This window comes from Dyadobacter sp. (genome assembly GCF_017744695.1).
Taxonomy (GTDB): domain Bacteria; phylum Bacteroidota; class Bacteroidia; order Cytophagales; family Spirosomataceae; genus Dyadobacter.
The window spans coordinates 441,542-459,262 of record NZ_JAGIAS010000001.1 but is presented as its reverse complement, the minus strand read 5'-3'; the positions used below and the strand labels follow the sequence as shown (position 1 = coordinate 459,262).

General features: G+C 49.7%; 9 protein-coding genes. 1 reads left to right on the top strand and 8 read right to left on the bottom strand.

The genetic code is table 11. From position 1 onward, the window contains the following. Positions 1–561: 561 nt before the first annotated feature. Positions 562–4,596 (top strand): Ig-like domain-containing protein, encoded by a 4,035-nt coding sequence (locus tag J7619_RS01680; protein WP_291193273.1) that lies wholly within the window; start codon positions 562–564, stop codon positions 4,594–4,596. A 765-nt stretch (positions 4,597–5,361) separates the two neighbouring features. Here J7619_RS01680 and J7619_RS01675 read toward each other — a convergent pair. The 8 genes from J7619_RS01675 to J7619_RS01640 form a co-directional block, all read right to left on the bottom strand. Continuing rightward, positions 5,362–8,115, bottom strand: coding sequence for a Calx-beta domain-containing protein (locus tag J7619_RS01675; RefSeq protein ID WP_291193272.1), 2,754 nt, complete (start codon positions 8,113–8,115; stop codon positions 5,362–5,364). Between the two features lie 166 nt (positions 8,116–8,281). After that, a complete protein-coding gene (locus tag J7619_RS01670; RefSeq protein WP_291193270.1) occupies positions 8,282–8,767 on the bottom strand; it encodes a hypothetical protein in 486 nt (161 codons plus the stop codon). A gap of 60 nt (positions 8,768–8,827) precedes the next feature. Beyond that, a complete protein-coding gene (locus J7619_RS01665) occupies positions 8,828–9,295 on the bottom strand; it encodes a hypothetical protein (RefSeq protein WP_291193268.1) in 468 nt (155 codons plus the stop codon). 36 nt (positions 9,296–9,331) lie between these two features. Then, positions 9,332–10,225: an OmpA family protein gene (locus J7619_RS01660; RefSeq protein WP_291193266.1), complete on the bottom strand. Its 894-nt coding sequence runs from the start codon at positions 10,223–10,225 to the stop codon at positions 9,332–9,334. 192 nt (positions 10,226–10,417) lie between these two features. Further along, positions 10,418–11,404: a DUF1259 domain-containing protein gene (locus J7619_RS01655; RefSeq protein WP_291193264.1), complete on the bottom strand. Its 987-nt coding sequence runs from the start codon at positions 11,402–11,404 to the stop codon at positions 10,418–10,420. A 311-nt stretch (positions 11,405–11,715) separates the two neighbouring features. Beyond that, positions 11,716–13,455, bottom strand: coding sequence for a TonB family protein (locus tag J7619_RS01650; protein ID WP_291193262.1), 1,740 nt, complete (start codon positions 13,453–13,455; stop codon positions 11,716–11,718). Between the two features lie 11 nt (positions 13,456–13,466). Further along, complete coding sequence (locus J7619_RS01645) at positions 13,467–13,841, bottom strand: BlaI/MecI/CopY family transcriptional regulator (protein WP_291193260.1); 375 nt, start codon at positions 13,839–13,841, stop codon at positions 13,467–13,469. 226 nt (positions 13,842–14,067) lie between these two features. Further along, complete coding sequence (locus tag J7619_RS01640; protein ID WP_291193258.1) at positions 14,068–17,241, bottom strand: ATP-binding protein; 3,174 nt, start codon at positions 17,239–17,241, stop codon at positions 14,068–14,070. Positions 17,242–17,721: the final 480 nt, after the last annotated feature.

The window sequence follows — 17,721 nt, the reverse complement described above, 5'->3', positions numbered from 1 at the left end:
AAATTACCCTCTTATGAAGGGGAACGACCGCCTCCGTGATGATGCGCACTGATGTGCCATAAGCATGCAGTACATCCGGTTACTTTTTTACTTTAACCCGACTTTAAACCAGGAGATTCTTTTCTTTATTCCTCAATGTTCGCCTTCGGTTGCAAAAGGCTTTGTGCTGTCGTTGCCAGTCAACATTCCAGCCAGGTTCTTTTGATGTCATAGGAGGATATGCCTATGACGTTTGTTTACCCCCGTTATAGCAGGCAAATCGCCTGTCAGGGATTGTTGTGCCCTTACAAAGGGCTGTCACCACCCGGTGTAGTATGCTCCTCGTAGTTCGCTATGCCGGATGTTGTTGTTACATTTTATCAAACGCAACGTATGGAAAAATTACTACCAAGTCGGGTTCTGCTTAGAACTGACCGACCGATCGGCTTGTCATCAACAAAAACGGTTCTTCTTTGGGTGTTGATGTTAATACCCTTTTTGTCCAGGGCACAAGTGGTTTCCCCGGACACTAGCCTGTTACCCTGTAACACACCTACCGCACTGAACCTGCCCACCTATCACATGAGCATCGTCCCAAGTGTGCCATTCGGGACAGTTTGGACGGGAACTTATGGCCTGGCGGCAGCAGTGGTCAGCAACCCTGCCAATGCAATCAGCTCCAGCACGAGTGATTTTGCGACCTTCCTGGCCGTGTTATCAGCCACAGGCGGGATGCGCCTGACCGCCCAGAGCGATAACGGGTATTATCCGGCAGGATATTTCGCTGGTTTCGAGATCCAGAACACCGGGATCATTGGCGCCACATTGCTGGGTTCGCTGACGGTTCGCACCTACCTGGGCACCACATTGCAGGAGCAATACACCGGGCCCGGCGGCTTGCTGGCTGCAAACATTGTCAACACCAATGGCAGGACCACGGTCGGCTTTGTGACGACCAAGAATTTTGACAGGATCCAGATCGATCAGGCCTTGTCAATAAGCGTCAATCTGGGCACGACCCAAATCTTCAATGCGGTGGCCACCAAGTTCTGCGCAGAATCGACGCCCCGTCCTTGTAATGTCGTAGAACAATGGAACAACCCGACGTTCCCCGTATACGTGAACACCGACCGGACCGGTATCAGCACTAACGTCGCCTGCGTGAACTGCGCAGTGAGAAATACTACTAATCTGGTCAATTCGGATGCAACCGATTATGCGGAAATAGACCTGGTTGCTTCCATAGCTTCAACAGGATCAGTCTCGATCAAAAACACAAAAACAATATATCCTGCCGGGACATTCGCCGGCTTTGAGATAGAAGACCAGCGAACGCTCGGGGTAGCATTCGCAGCAGGCCACACTGTTACGACTTACCTTAACGGCGTGCAGCAGGAAACGGTTTCCGACGGAGGTGCTTTGGGCAGCGCAGGCCTTTTTACTTCTTCCGGGCACGCCATCACCGGTTTTAAAACCAAATTGGCCTTTGACGAAATCCAGTTCAGTGTCTCCATGCTCGGTGCGGTACAAGTGGCCCCGATCAGGGTATATGGCGCAGTGACCGAACGGTTCTGCGAAGGCCCCGCATTAGCATGTAATACCAACACCAAGCTGGTTAAACCGAATTACCCTGTCTTTGTTGACACCCGCAACACGGGAATTGATGCTACCGCGTGTGTGCAATGTAACATTGTAGCGTCTGGCAATGCCATCGACGCAGATCCGGACAATTATACCGAACTGGTAGTTCCCGCTAATATCGGCACAACGGCCGCATATGGTGTAACCGACGGAGCGAAAATCTATCCGATCAACACCTTTGCCGGTTTTGATATCGATAACCCGAACCTGATCGGCGTGAACGCGCTCTCTGGGATTACCATCTCCACCACAGATCAATACGGAGCTGTTATCGAATCGTTTTCTGGTAACTCAGGGTTGATATCTGCCAAAAGCTCGGTACTTAACGGAGCTGGCCGGCAAACCATCGGGTTTCTGGCGACACAGCCTTTCAGCGGCGTTAAGATCACCGTCAGCTCGGTCATCAATGCGAATATAGGCACGACCCGTATCTACAACGCGGTATTCAAAGCATTCTGCGCCAACGAACTGGCTTGTAATACGCTGACTGCCGTCTCCAATCCGACGCATCCGGTGTATGTCAATGGCATCAGAACATCGATCGACGCAGTAGGATGCGCTGCCTGTCAGCTCAATAACTCGGAGAACATCGTAAATGGTGCTGTGATAGTGCCCGCGACACTGGTTATGGGCGCAAGCGTGGGCTCAAAAGCTACTGTTTCGGTAGCCAATGCCATTGAAACTTATCCGGCAGAGTCCTTCGCAGGCTTTGACATCGAGTCAGGCACACTGCTGTCCGCAGGCGCGTTGGGAAGTATGACGATCCATCTGTATAACGATGGGGTTCTGGTGCAAAGCGGTACCGGCAATTCGCTGGCCGCGGGTGTCAGCACTTCTCTGGTAACCGGTGGGGCCAACAGGCAAATCGTTGGTATTATCAGCAAAGTGCCTTTCGATGAAGCTCAGCTGGAAATTACCAACCTGGTCGGAGCAGACCTGGGTAATATCCTGATCTACCGGGCGTATATGCAGCGCAGTTGTGCTATCACTGTGGGCTGCGACTTCAATGTAACGTTGAGCGACCAGAACCACGGAGCGGTGATTGACGCCGAACAAACAGGAACAAAGGGAATTGCATGTGCCGGTTGTGAGGTGCAGGCGCCGTGGAATGCGGTTTCTGCCTCTACCACCGACTTTGCCAGGATCCATAACCTGGCCAGCGGATTGGAAACCAACTCGTTGGCTGTCGCAGTTCCTGCCACTACGTTCCCAGCAGGTACTTTTGCAGGCTTTACCATCAAGAAGAACCCTTTCCTGCTTTCAGGAGGGCTATTCACCGGTATCACCATCACGACTTACCTGAATGGGGTCCAGCAGGAATCGAAAAACGATGCGGCCTTGTTTGATCTGTCAGTATTGAACCAATGGTTTGGAACTCCTTCTGATTTTTACAACCCAGGCTTTTACAGTACCGTACCGTTTGACGAAATCAAGATCTCGATCGGTTCGCTGGCACAGGCTGTCGATCAATTCGTAGACGTCTATGGCGCGATTGTAGATACACGAATGGCTGTCGGTTTGAGTTGCAACAAGACCAATCCGGATGTGAACGTAGCGCTTGCAGGCGTAGCCATTAACGGAAATGTGTCTACCAACGACATGATTCTCCCAGGCACAACCTACGGCAGTGCGACGACCGTAGCAGGCTTCTCCAATCCGGGAGGTGAATTGCCAGCTGTCAACGCCGACGGAACTTATACGTTTACTTCCAGCACTCCGGGTGTGTACCGCTTCCTGGTACCGGTATGTCCGCCATCGGTGACGACAAATTGTCCTGTGGAACTGCTTGTTATTACCGTCAATGGCACGGGAACGAACAATCCGCCGATTGCCAACCTGGACATTGCTTCTACCAAACTGAATACGGCGGTAACTATCAACTCGCTGGTGAATGATGCAGCCGGAAACAAGGACGTGCTGTTAGTTCCAGGCTCGGTTGTGCTGACAGACCTGAATGGAGGTAATTCAGGCAACACGCGCCTGGGCGGAACTGCGGTCGTTAACTCGGCGACAGGTGCGGTAACTTATACACCTCCGACAGGCATTGTGGGTAAAGATACCATTCTGTACACCGTCAGCGACAACAGGCCCATTCCTTTAAGCGCCTCTGCTTACCAGATCGTTACCGTTTCACTTACCGGAACGACCAATAGTACCGAGGCCGCGGACGATTACGCTTTGTTATCCTCTCCGACGGGAATTACCGCCAACGCGGCAAACGGGGTGAAAGCGAATGATACAGATCCGGAGGGGGATACGCAAACTGTGACCCCCCAAACGACCACCGTTCCCGACAAAGGTACATTGACTTTACAAGATGACGGAAGCTATAACTTTGTGCCAGTGGCAACTTTCAAAGGCGGTGTTGGTTTCCCTTACACCACGACCGACTCGCAGGGTGCCACAGCTATGGCGACTTTGTATATCTCGGGAGACCAGGCGGCATTGCCCGTGACGCTGATTGAGTTCAAAGCCACCTCAGAGGGTGGTCAGGCGTTGCTTTCCTGGGCGACGACTTCGGAGACAAACAGTGATTATTTCGAGGTGCAGCACAGCAGGGATGCTAAAAACTGGAGACCGCTGGGCAGGGTTGAATCCTTCGGAGAAAGTGCAATACGGCGCGATTACACTTTCGTACACCAGGCAATGGTTCCGGGAGAAAACTACTACCGCCTCAAAATGGTCGACAAGGATCAGACTTTTGCTTACAGCGGCATCAGGAATGTCGAGTCCGGCGTTGTCGGTCTGGCTACGTACCCTAACCCTGTATCCGACAAGATTTTCCTGAACGATTTGCCAGGACGGAAAATCTCCCGCGTGACAATAACCAATAGCAGTGGTACCGTAGTTTATTCCGGCAAGAACTTCCCCGCCGCGGGCATAAAAGTCACTAACTGGGCAGCAGGGATGTATGTCATCGAAGTTACGGAGACAACCGGCTTGATCCATCACTTGAAAACGGCTGTTCAAAAATAAGCGTGTGCCTGCCAATAAAATGCCCCCTCTTCCGATCCCAGATCGGAGAGGGGGTAAAAAACGGGCGGGTATCTGGTTGAATGGGCCGTGCGACCTGCATACTTAACATTTTGGGTAAAGTAATGCACTCCTCGTGTTATCGGGACACTTTGGATATGTGGTCGTTTTATATGCAGATCATCAATGGCAATATGAACATTTTCGCCTTTGTTTATGATTTCAACGGTAATTGATACTCACACGCCCTCCATGATAAGACTGACGCAAACTTTGCGTGATGCGGTCAAGGGCATTCATATTTTTCCATTTGGGTCAGCCGAACTGATGATAGACTCGATGACACACGTGGAAGTCAGTCCTAACCTCGCCATCATCAATGTCAACCCTGTAATTTGTGAACAGGATCTCCCGTTTTGCCAATCGATTACCGCGTATTGGCCCGATTGCAAAATAATCATCTTTTACCGGCAGAGATCAACGGTTGTCCCATTTCTAAGGCTTGGGGCCCATGGTTTCTTAAAAAAAGATGCGGAAGCAACGGAAGTACGGGAGTGCATTGAATGGGTTCTTAGCGGCAGGCGATATTGTAATACCGACTTCATCAACTGGATCATTGGCACTTCCCCCAAAAGGTTAAGTGCCAGACGGTAGAGAGGGGACCGGTACTGCGTTTTTTTGCAAATGACAAAAGAGAGGCATATTGGATGTGCCTCTCTTTTTGTTATCTGTTTTTTGAAGACTGAACGGACTCCACACGCAACTTGGCTATTCGAAAATTAGTTTGTAGCTCCGCCTGGTCGCCCGCTCGTCTACCGAAATCATGTAGATCCCACCGGTTAAGGGCTGGGAGGGCCGGATGACGAGCGTTTCGGAACCCTCCGGATCGGCTTGGAATGCGACTTTCTTCCCATTGGTGTTATAGAAGGAAATTACCGCCGAGTGCGGCTCATCGACGCTGACACGGAAAGTCCGTCCTGTCAGCGGGTTAGGATAAAGCGAGTAGTCCTGCGAGCGGATAATGACCGAAACGGTGCGGGAGACTGAACGGGCCCCGCCAAGATCGTATTGGATCAGCCGGTAATAGCTGGTGCCCAGATAAGGGTTATGGTCAACGAGTTCGTAATTGTGCCGGGCATCGGAATTGCCGGCCACATCACGGATTTCGGCTACCTGCTCAAAGTTCACAAGATCTTTGCTGCGTTCGACTACGAAACGGTCGTTGTCTATTTCCCGGGCCGTCTGCCATTTGAGTTCGACGGCCTGACCGGCAAGTGCTCTTGCTTCGAAAGAGATCAGTTTGACAGGCAGTGGGGAACTGATTGTTTTGACAAAGAACCCGCTGAACCCTGTTACATCAATGGTTACCTCCCAGCGATTCCCGTCAGGGTTCCAGGCAATGTTTTCATCGGCAGGGTCGATGGTAGTGATGCTTCCGGTGTAGTCTCCTGGCAGGCCATTAGTTCCGCCAGTTCCGCCCCGCTTTTCAATCAAAAGGTTTGCTTTCCGGGCCGCATCACTGGTATCGGCTGGCAGCAAATTGTCCGGGTTAGTAAGGTTGAATGCAGAAAACTCGTCCTGGGTAAAGTAAAGGGTAACACGTCCCGTGGCAGAAGCTGCATTACTGGCTGGCGTGATCTCATAATGCCGTTTGACAAATTGCCGGGGTTGTGTGCTCTCTACCCACACCCTGGCTTCGACCGTCCCCGAAACAGGAGATGCGCCCGTGGCCTGGACGCGTGCGATCAGATCATTACAATCGCGGTATATGGTGCTGCTACCTTGTGTACTGCTTACGGATTTAGAAGTAGCGGCAAGTGACAGCAGTGGTTGGTTGATTTCCGCTTGGGCCGAAGTGAGGCAACCGATGTTATCCGTAACGGTGCAGGTATAGGTGTTAGCAGCCAGACCTGTTGCTATTGCGGCTGTACCGCCGCTGGGCGACCACGAGTAGGTATAGGGTGTAAAGCCGCCTGAAACACTAACTGTCGCCGAGCCGTTGGCACCTCCAAAACAGGACACGTCGGTTTTGCCGGCTATGCTTGCCGTCGGACTGCTGACTGTCAGGGTTGCTGCATTAGACGACGCGGCAGGGCTGGCACTACCGGTTGCCACACAACGGTACTGGTAACCGTTCATCGAACCGGTGGCGCCTGTGATCGTAAGGGTAGCCGTGGCTGCCCCGCTGTAAGGAGCAGCGTCAGCTATATTATTAAACCCGCTGCCCGTATTTACCTGCCACTGATAGGCGCTCGCATTGCTTGCGGTAACCGAGAAAGACGTGTTCCTCGTCGCACAGATCGTGCGGTTTGCGGGATGTTCGATAATGATGGGAGGTATATCATTGTCAGCCAGGGAAATGGTGACGGCATCGCTGCCCGACGCAGCCGTGTAAGTCAGGCCGGAGCCATCCACGCCGCCTGTCGCGGTGAGTATGACGGACTCGGTACCTTCATTTAGCAAATCGTCAATCGGGTCAATGTTCAGATCTACGAAATTTTGATAAGCAGGCAATACGGTCGCGGAGGCCGTATAGTCGGTGCCAGGCAGGGCGGTGCCGCTCGTGCCGATCTGGGCAGTCACGTTAGAGGCGGCGACATAATCACCGGGCAGCCCCAGCCTGTATTTGCCGGATGTTGCCGGTTCTGCGGCGTCCGCTATTTTCGTCAATGACAATATCCGATTAATATTGTCGTCGTCGGCGATATTCACCGTAATATCGTTATTGGCCGGATCCGGCGGAAAAATAAAAGCATTACCGCCGCCGTCAGTGGCGCTGCCGGAAAGGAGCGTAAATGTGATGGTCTCTGTCGGTTCGACCACGTGATCGTCAAACACGGTGACCGGAACGGAAACAGAGTTGGTATTGGCATTAACCACAATCTCACCCGGGATGCTGAAATCTGCGCCGTTGGCCGTGCCCGACAGGAAGTAGGCTATTTTGACAGGCCAGGCAGAAGTGGCAACCCCGGCCAGTTTTACGGTAAATGTAGCACCTGTACCAGGCTCGGACGCGTTGGTGCCGGTTATAACCTGTATAGGCGTAGAACTTGCGGCGTTAGCATCTATAATGAGTACCGTGGCCGAATTCTTCAAAGGGTTGATCGGATAGGTCTGCGAGGCAGAAGTAGCCCCCGTCAGTTGGATTCCCACCGTTTCGGGGCCTTCGATTATACCATCGTTGCCGGCGTCCACTGCAACGATGGTCTCGACAGAACCGGCGGGGATTACGATATTTCCGGGGAGATTACTAAAATCAGTTCCCGGTGTAGCCGCTATGGCGCCGGGCGACGGGGTGGTATACGAAAAGCTGATAACAATATCTTCGGAAACGGGGACCGGACGATTGAGCGACACGCGGTATCGGCCATCCGTGCCGCCTTCGATGGCGTCGCTGATTTTTTGCAGGATGATTTCCGGAGATGACTGGCAGTGTGCCGTGGCCCATGTGGACATGCCCAGGACAATCCCAGGCAAGATAGCGCGCAAAAAGTGGTGCATGGTAGTGATTGACGTTTTCATGAATTGTTAGTTGAGTGTGAATGAAACTGTTTAATGACGCCGGTATAAATGGTCTTTTCAATGTGGTATAATGCAGGAAACGCCGAAGTGTTACGATAAAGCCCTGAATTGAAAAAAAGCAGCCCGCTATTCAGCGAGCTGCGTCGAATTTTTCCGTTATGCAATTTTAAACCGTCCTGCCCCCGTCGAGCCTTTCCTGGAGTTCTTTGAGCTCGTCCCATTTCCCGTCGCGTGCGAGGGCCGATTGCTGTGGCCAGCTGGTGGGGTCGTGGACCTGGAAACGGGTACCGGCCCCGCGAAGTATTTCGGTGACCCTGGCGGGGTCGGACTGCGCAAGCTGGCCGAAGGTGAAAATCCCGGCCTCGTTCAGCAGCTCTTCTATTTTCGGTCCAACGCCCTCGATCACTTTTAGGTTATCGCGCTGGGCGCTGGCCAGGTTGACGACGTTGGTATTCCCGATGTTCCTGCTTTTGCTATTGCAATCATCGAGTTCCTTTTCACGGGCGAGGATCTGTTCGCGCAGGCCTTGAATCTTGCTGTTGGTAATCCACCGGGCGATCAGCCATCCGATGAGGGTTGTAGCAATCATCAGGATCAATATCTCTGAAATTGCCACAGGTTTACTCAATGGGGTAATTTCTAATAGTACCATATTGCGAGTATCTTGTTTTTGAGAAAAAGCGTGTCATTTTACACCTATTCGCGCCCTTGCTTATGCCCGGCCGCCGTCGAGTTCATTCTGCCACCGCTTCAATTCCGTCCAGTTGCCGGAAGCCGCGAGACTTGCCTGCTTGGGCCAGGTTTCCGGGTCATGTACCTGAAAGCGCGGGCCGCCTTTGTCAAGGATTTCCCGGATGCTGTCGGCGGAAGTGCTGCTTAACTGAGCGAAGGTGCGGATGCCTGCCTCATTTAAAAGCTTCTCGATCGCCGGACCAATGCCCTCGACGATCTTAAGATCATCGGGTTCTACCGCAACTGGCTTGGGTACAGAAAGTAATGTGAAGCTTTGATGGCACTTCTCTACTTCCGCATCCAGCCGGGAAAGCCGAACCTGTAAATCAGAAATAGCACTATCACCTTTGCGATAGCCTAATATGTAGCCGATCACGCCCGGAATTACCAGCATCAGCAGATGCTGCCACCAGGCATTGGCCAAATCAAGCGGGTTTAACTCGAACATACTTTTATCAGTTAGTAGGTGAAACCATTTTCTGTTTTATTGCACGACGATCTCCACACGGCGGTTGGCAGCCCTTCCCTCCGGAGTGGTATTAGCCTCCTTGGGGGCCGTCTGGCCCTTGGCGGAAGTCATCAGCTGGTTTTCGGGTAATCCCGCCGAAACAAGCTGTTTTTTTACTTCGCCCGCACGTTTTTTCGATAGTTCCAGGTTGCCCGCCTGATTACCGGTATTGTCGGTATGCCCTGTCAGCAGGAGCTTTTTGTCTTTGTTGGCCGCCAGGTACTTGATGGCCTCCTCGACAAATTTCCGGTTATCGGCAGTCTGTATGTAATCGGTGCTGCCGGTGTTGAAATAAAGGTCAAGCGGCTTGAAAAGTCCCTGGTATTTTTGGGCCTCGGCCAGCGCATCTTCCTTGGTAGCTGCGGGTGTTTCAAATGCGAAACCGATTCCACCCGAGAGTGAATCGGGACTGAAGCGAATAGCGTCCTGGATTTCGCTTTTAGTCTGGATTCCCGCGGCGGGCAAACCCAGGTCGACGTAATACTGTTTGATCCCCTCCGCACGGGCAATGCCCAGGTCCGGCCATTTCGAGTCGTTCACCTCCGTAGAATGGTAATACCCGGTAATGATCAGCTTTTTCTTCGGATTGGCCCTCAGATAGGCTGCGAGCGAATCCAGCTCCGTTTTCACGGCCGTCAGATTGGCCGACGCGCCCGATTTCGCAAATCCAAAGTTCCCGGAGGACGTCAGCGAAAGGCTGGTCCCGTCCACAATGCTCAAAGGCACTGCTTCAATTGCTTCTGCCGACGGCGAGCCGCTGGCAACCAGCGGCGCATCGCACAACTGCTTGATCTTGCATACATGCCACCAGGTGGATCCTGCCATCCAGACGATCAGGGAGACCCACAAGAACGTAGAATTCTTTGACATACTAAAAAGATTTGATTGATGATGACGCACCTGGCCCGAATAGGCCAGGTGCGGAAGGCGAACAAAAGTTACATAGTATTCCGAAATAATACTATTGATCCAAGAATATTTTGGACAAGTATTTGGTGGTTCACCGTGGGAGCAGGGCAATCCGGCCTATTTCAGGTCGTTTGCGGGGTATTCATTTCACATTTAGTGGCTTGGATGTGATCCTTGAGGCGTTTTGCCAAGCACGTCGAGCGCCGAACGGAAGCCTTTCGCGAGCTCTTCCGCCGCACCTTTTCCATAATAATGCAGAAAGATCATCCGTGGCTCTTCGTCAAGCATATGATTATGCACCGCTACCACTTCCAGATTGTGGGCACGCAACACTTTGATCACACTATTCACCTCATGACCCAGCATAGCAATATCGCCGGCAATGTGGGCATTGGCTTTTGTCCCGGCAAAACTTGCCCAGGAATTTAGCCCGATAGCCGCGGTCATCTCGGCCCCCATCGACAGGACGGTTAAATCCTGACGGCCCACAGTATACTTGTAAGTCGGTCCGTTCACTACACCCGTATATTTGACGATCGCGTCCAGGGCACTTATATCAAACAGCTCTTTTGCGGTTTGTGAATTAGAAGCAGTTTGAGGTGGTTGGTTAGCCGGGGCTATTTTGGCATCCCTGATAGCCAGCGAAAACTTTTTAGCAAGCTCTGCCGGGCTTCCCATTCCGTGAAAATGCATGTAAAAGATTCGCGGCTCCTCGTAAAAGAAGTGGTTGTGGATCGCCCCAACTTCCAGGCCAGCCGCCTGGGCTGCCGATATCAATGGATTGACTTCCTCTTGAAGCAGCACCGTATCGCTCATGAGTACGGCCGACTTGCCATCCACCGTCTTTTTAATAGACACCCAGCCGCCGAAGCCAAAGGAAATGGGGACGCCCTCCGATTTGATCGCGATTTTCAGGTCGTTTCTTGGCAGAGCGATCGTATGGACGGCCTGGGCTTCGTTGTAAGTGCCCTTTTTACCAATCGCGCTTTCGATTGAGGCTATCTCTTCGGCCGACAACGCCGGCGTTTTTAGTGGTGCGCCACTCGCTTCTGGCGTATAAAGGCCTGTCAGCCCCGCGGCGGTGAATGCGGAACTTGTTTTCAGCCAGCTCCTTCTTGAAAAAAGTGGATCGGTCATCATCGGTTGTGTTGGTTGGTTTGTGAGATGTATGGATACGCTGCAATACTACCATGTTAACGTACCAAAGAATAGAATGAAAACTACGATTTGTATAGATTTTACTTTTGAATGGATACTTCTGGAGGCAAGCGGGTAGTTATTTCCGGATCCGGCAATGTGGCCCAATACATGCTTGAAACCCAACGACCGTTTTGCAAGGCTCTCCCATTGGAACGACTTTTTTGTTTGACATAAAGTGCTTCGCTGGCTGGCGACGGCAAAATGCCCGACCGGCTCTTGGCGCTGCTGATAAAAAGGCCGGCGTAGACGTATTACTTTTTTGGAAGGTTAATTTTCATGTCCACAGGCTTTTCTGCGTACCGACGATGTGTATATCCATATCCGTATCCATACAGCATGGTAGTTGGCGGTGTGCTGTCCCGAAGGTCGACCGTCGCGGTATCAAAAAGCTCCTTTAAATCCCTATTACCAATCGGACCTGTTTTTGCGGGGGAATAAATGGACCTGTTTCCCCAGAAGCCTGGCGTTGTCTCTTTTACTGCAAGCGGCAACCGATCTACGGCAATGCTGAAAGCGATATTCATTGTATAGCGGACAGCCACGGGTTTAAAGTCTTTTTCGGCAGGTCGCCATCTCGGCATCAGCCGAACTACCCGCATAGCTTCACTATCAAGATCCTTTCTTACGCCCTTTTCGATCTTGGGATCGCTGATGTTCCCCTCAGTATCGACCAGGAATGAAATCAATACCTGGCCTTCGACACCATCAAGGAATGCCTGCCTGGGGTATTTTAGCGTGTTGGCGATGAACTTGTTTTTATCGGGGAGACCAGGCCAGCGGTCTAGCAGCAAGCGAGCTCGCTGGTTGGTTATGCGCATTTGTTTTGCTTTCCGTTGATCTTGTTTTGTCAAAAGGGCCCTGGTGTTACTTTGCAATCTGATACGGCATTCGTCGTTTGATTTGCGAATTTTTATGGTGTGTCTTACAAAATTGATGTGCTCCACTGTCATCGTTGAACCGCGTGGGATGTTAATCGCCTCGAAGTGACCGTCGGCGGTAGTTACGGTACTTACATAGCTGCCTGAAAAAATTACCGCGGCATTGGCCACCGGTTCGCCGGACTCGTCGGTTACCCAACCTTTAACAGTTAGTAAATCGTATGTTCGGGCTTTTTTAGCTTGATTATGTCCTTCCTGATATACATATTTTCTGGCGGCCATCAATGCCACTGCCAGCACCAGAATCGGCAATAGCAGAAGATACTTGCCCCTGAGCCACGACGATGTCCGGTTGCGGTATAGCATATGAATCCGTTTTTTCAGCAACGAAGAATTAAAGAACTGGTTTGTAACGGAAGTCGCGATCGCGCTTTTTGCGTAAGTAAGTAAAAATGTCGCGTAGTAATCCTTGTCGGACGCCTGCTCGTCGGCCAGGTATTCATGGGTATCCTGCAACGCACGCTTGTAAAGCCATAGCGCCGGATTGAACCAGAAAGCGGCCTTTATCACTTCCACCAGCAGGATATCCAGTGTGTGCCATTGCCTGATGTGAACCATTTCATGTGCGAAAATGGGTTCAAAATTTTCCTCGTAGTCATCATTTGAGATGATCATCCATTTCAGAAACGAGAATGATCCGCTGCGGGCGTTCGTGCAATGGCTGATGACGAGATGATAGCCCTGCATGGGAACGGAAATTCCACTTTGCACGATTCGGCATACATTCCGGATCGCATTGACCAGCGCAATTGCCATCGCCAATACACCGGCGAAATAGCAAGCGAGCAACAGATTTCCGGCGGTATTTGTCGTTGCCGTTACCTCCGTGGCCGTAGCCGGACCGGTCGCACTCAGGACAGCCGGCATATTTTCGACGACCGTTACGGTTTGCTGTAATTCAACGGCCGGAATTACAAAGCTGATCAGTAGTGAAAAAATTAAATATGCTCGGTTAAGCATAAAAAAGGTATGTTTCCGGAACAGTAGCCAGTAGCACCCGTAAAATGCCACCCAGCAGATGTTGACTTTCAGCAAATAGGGAAGTGCTTCCATTTTGGGGATGTTTACCGTTTGCTTTTATTCTTTTCGATAAATGCAGCCAAATCGTCCAGGTCACTCTTTTTCAAATTGTCCTCTTTCATGAAGAAGGAGACCAAATTGGTTACGGAGTTGTCAAAGTAGTTTTCTACAAGTTGCTGGACTTCATATTTTCGGTACTCTTGCTCACTGATCAGCGGGTAATACTCGTGTGTGTTCCCGTAAGCTGTGTGCGCGACAATCCCTTTCTTTTCCAAAATGCGCACAAAGGTGGCAACGGTTGTGTACGCCGGTTTCGGGTCATTCATTTGCGCCAGGATGTCTTTGATAAATGCTTTGCCGAGTTGCCAGAGAATTTTCATGATTTCTGCTTCGGCCCGGGTAAGTGAACGCGGTTCCATATTTAGGGCTACTGGTACGATGTTGTTGTAAACTTACTACTAAAAAATTAGTAGTCAAGCTAAGGGGTTAGATTTATTACTAATAAATTAGTAGCAATGACATTTGAGGTGCTTAGAAGTGGATAAGTGGTGTGAAACAGCACCGAGGCCCCATCATGTCGTTCTGAAAAATGCTGCTGGTTGATTGACATGTTAATTTGCTCATTTTTATAAAGTTAAGACTCCACTATGGATTAAGGAACAGGTGAAAACTGGTAACGTCCGTTTGGGTAGCCTTGATTTCAATGCCAATTAACCGTGTCACTTCTTTGACTATGATCAGGCCGAGCCCTGTTGTTCTTCCGTTATAGAAATGATGGTCGAGTTCATTTACATCGAAAGCAGAATTAATCAGGTCCAGTATGCCCTGCGCAAGAGGATTTCCATGGTTGGAAATAACCAACTCGGTTTTATCAGGGTTATCAGCAACATGAATTCTGATTTGCCCCTGCTCGGAATATTTAACGGCATTATCAAGCAGGTTATGGATCACGATAGACAACAGGTTATAGTCAACGGTAATCCGGACCCTGTCGGGAACTTCATTTAAAAATTGAACACGTTTAAGTGCTCCCGGACTGTCGAATATTTCCAGTTTACTGTCTATCAAAGCACGGAGGTATATTTCCTCAGGAATCACGGTTTTTCCATAAACCTGAATTTTGATATAGTCCAGCAAGTCGCGGAGCATATTGCCTGTGCGTTGCGACAAATCAGATATCATTGTTCCAACTTCTGAAATCTGATCGAATTCGTGGCGTTTAGCCATTTTTGAAATATGGCCGGAGGCAAATGTGATATACTTTAACGGGGATTGCACATCGTGGGTTATCGAAGCGACCAGCCTCGACATAATGTGTACCTGGTGGTTAAGTTGATTTTTAGACTGCCTCAATTCCGATACAGCGGTCTCCAATGATTTGGTGCGCGACAGGATTGTTGCTTCCAGTTCCGCATTTTTCCGTTTGATGGCTTTTAATCTATACACATTGTAAAAATAAATCCCAACGACGAGGAGCATGGTGATAGATAACAGGAAAAGACCTATCGCCCAGCTTCTTTCATACCATTTGTAAGGAACAATGATGTAGACTTTTTTATAATCGAAGTTATCAATCCCAAAGCCATTTTGTTTCCTGACTATCAACGTATAATTTCCGGCACTGAGACTGGAATAGCGGACGATAAAATCCCGGTTGTCGATAGGTAACCAGTCCCATTGCCTGGTGTATGAGTCCTGCTTTACAAGCGTGTAGGATAAATTAAGATTGTAATCATTTCCGAAGTAGGCCGTTGAGAAGTAAATTTTAATATTTTCAGGATTCAGAGGGAAACGGATCGTATCGCCGGAGACTTTGGCCGGCTGTCGGTTAATCTCTATTCTGTCCAAAGTGAGGTTCCCGTCGGGTATGTAACGACTGATCTGCTCGGACCTGAACCATACCAGGCCGTTCAACGAGGGCAGGGATATATACCCATTGGGCAGTTTCATACCACACGGCTGACAATTTCCATTGAACTCGTTGGTGTTGAACCCCTCTTCCATGGTGTGATACATATAAAATAATTCGGGGAGCGGTTTGGTTTGTCCTCGCAGTTTAACGTCCTGACTTTCGGTTGTTATTCGATTTGCGTACTGCAACAAGTCGTTTAATCTGATTTGAAAAAGCCCTCTGTTGCTAGGGACCCAAAGGTAGCCACGGTCGTCGCTGACCACACAATGCGCGCTTGCCAGATATTTGTTCTTATCCAGCGGAAATGTAACCAGACCATTTTTTCCATCCAGGAGCATAAGGCCCTTCGTTTGTGCTGTGATCCAAACCCTTTGCGGACTGACAACATGTATACTTTTGATATAAACCCCTTCTGTCCCCGGGACGAGCCTCGGCTTTTGAGTCGTCAGGTCGAGTCGAAACAGGCCGGTTGCGGTGCCTACCAAAAGCTGTTGTTTGGTCAGGGATTCGATATAAGTGATATCCTTCAGAGAATCAGTGCCGAAGAATCGCGGGACTGAATGCGGATTTTTCGAATCCATCTGATATACTCCGTTGCGTATGACGCCCACCCAGATTTTGGCGTCCTTTCCCTGACAAATGGCTTTGATTTCATCTTTGAATTTCCATTGGCCGACTATCTTTTTCCCATTTTGACTTAATTGAGTAAGTTTTTTTTCGCTTTTTACCCATATTTTGCCATCGCTGTCCCTGATGATAATACGCCGGTCAATGAATGGATTGATTTTCTCGAGAATGGGTAAGCGTTTGTCAATGACGCGGTTTGTCAGGCTGTCTTTTCCAACTATAATACCTGTGGGGGTGAGGACGGTGTTGTGCTGATAGGGCAACTGTGCATAGAAAACATTTGGACGCTTTTCTCCTGTAACGGTCAGCGCCGTAAATTGTCGTTTACTCAGCACATAAAGACCATATGTTAAACTTCCCAGGTATATTTTTCTGCTGATTTTATCAAAATGTATAATATCGATTTCTTTGTCTTTCAAGTCAAAATCTTCCGTCAGAAGCAGGGTTATCAAACGCCCGTCCTTTTGTTGTTCAAGTAAATAGAGATTGCCTGCAAGGAAGAGAAATGCCTGGTCCGAATTGGGGTTCCAGTAGAGTTTCATGTCCGACTTTCCGTTTTTGTAGGCCGGATTCCGCAGGATATCTCCTGCCAAAGGGAACTTTGAGGTTCTTTTCTCAAAAATACTGGTGAAGGATTTATGTTGATGGAAGTAATATAATCTTCCCCCTATCGAGAAGTAATTCCATTGATCAGATACCGGATTTTCTATTTTATATTGTTTTTTCCAGTTCTTATAGTACTCCGCGTAAGTTTTGTCGCAGATATAGAAATTCCCCGCCCCCGTTCCGTCCGTGACCATCAGGCGGTTGGCCTCGCCAAATGCAGGTAGCCTTGTTACCAAAAACGTGTTTGAAAAGATTTTTGTCTCCTTTTCGTAACGGTACGTTGAGTCAAATGTAGCCCGCCCATTTTCAATTCTAACCCGGTCGTGAAGCCCGAATTTCGCGTACATCACCCTCGCGCGCTCATGGCCGGGTGACCGGTTTTCGCGTAACGTGCCGTGGCGGGAATGGGTTTGTATTTCAGCCACACGGTTGGTTTTTACATTCAGGTTGGAGGAGTTGAAAACAAAAAAGGAGCGCCCGTCGAAACGGACCAGGCCGTCTTCGGTAGCCAGCCAGATAAAGCCCTGAGCGTCGGTCGATATGCCTTTTACACTGTTTTGCGGTAATCCATTGTCCGCCGTGTAGTGCTCAATGGTGTTGCCGGTCAGGCCAAAACTATCTGTTCGAACTTGTGTAAAAAAGAAAAAAAACGGCAATAGAAAGTGAATTTTCATGTGGTAGCAGTAATTGTAATCTGATTATTAGGTAAGTACGCCTGTTTCCGCCCCCCCGGCATGGACGATGTGGCCGGAACAAATTTCTGATATACGAATAGGGTAGCTGTAATAAATAAACGACGGAGGATATCAGTCTCCTCGCCCGGGAACATCAATCAATCCGACGCAATTGTCGCGCGAATGTATTGATGTTTTTTGTAGGGCCGATAGGCTATGTGCACTGTTTGCGACTCCAAATTGGCAAAGAATACTGCTAGAATTGACGCTGCTTCCGGTAGAATCATTTCGATATATCGATTTAAATCTACCGGTTGCCGGCACCTGAATGCGGTATTCCATGAATAATAGCATTATGCCTTAACGCGATCAAAACCTTTATTTGTAGTGAGGTGTTTGTTTGTAAGTTATTTATTATTAGTATTTTGTATATCTTAATGTTTGCCGGTGATTTCTCGCATAAACCGGTGGCCGTTGTGT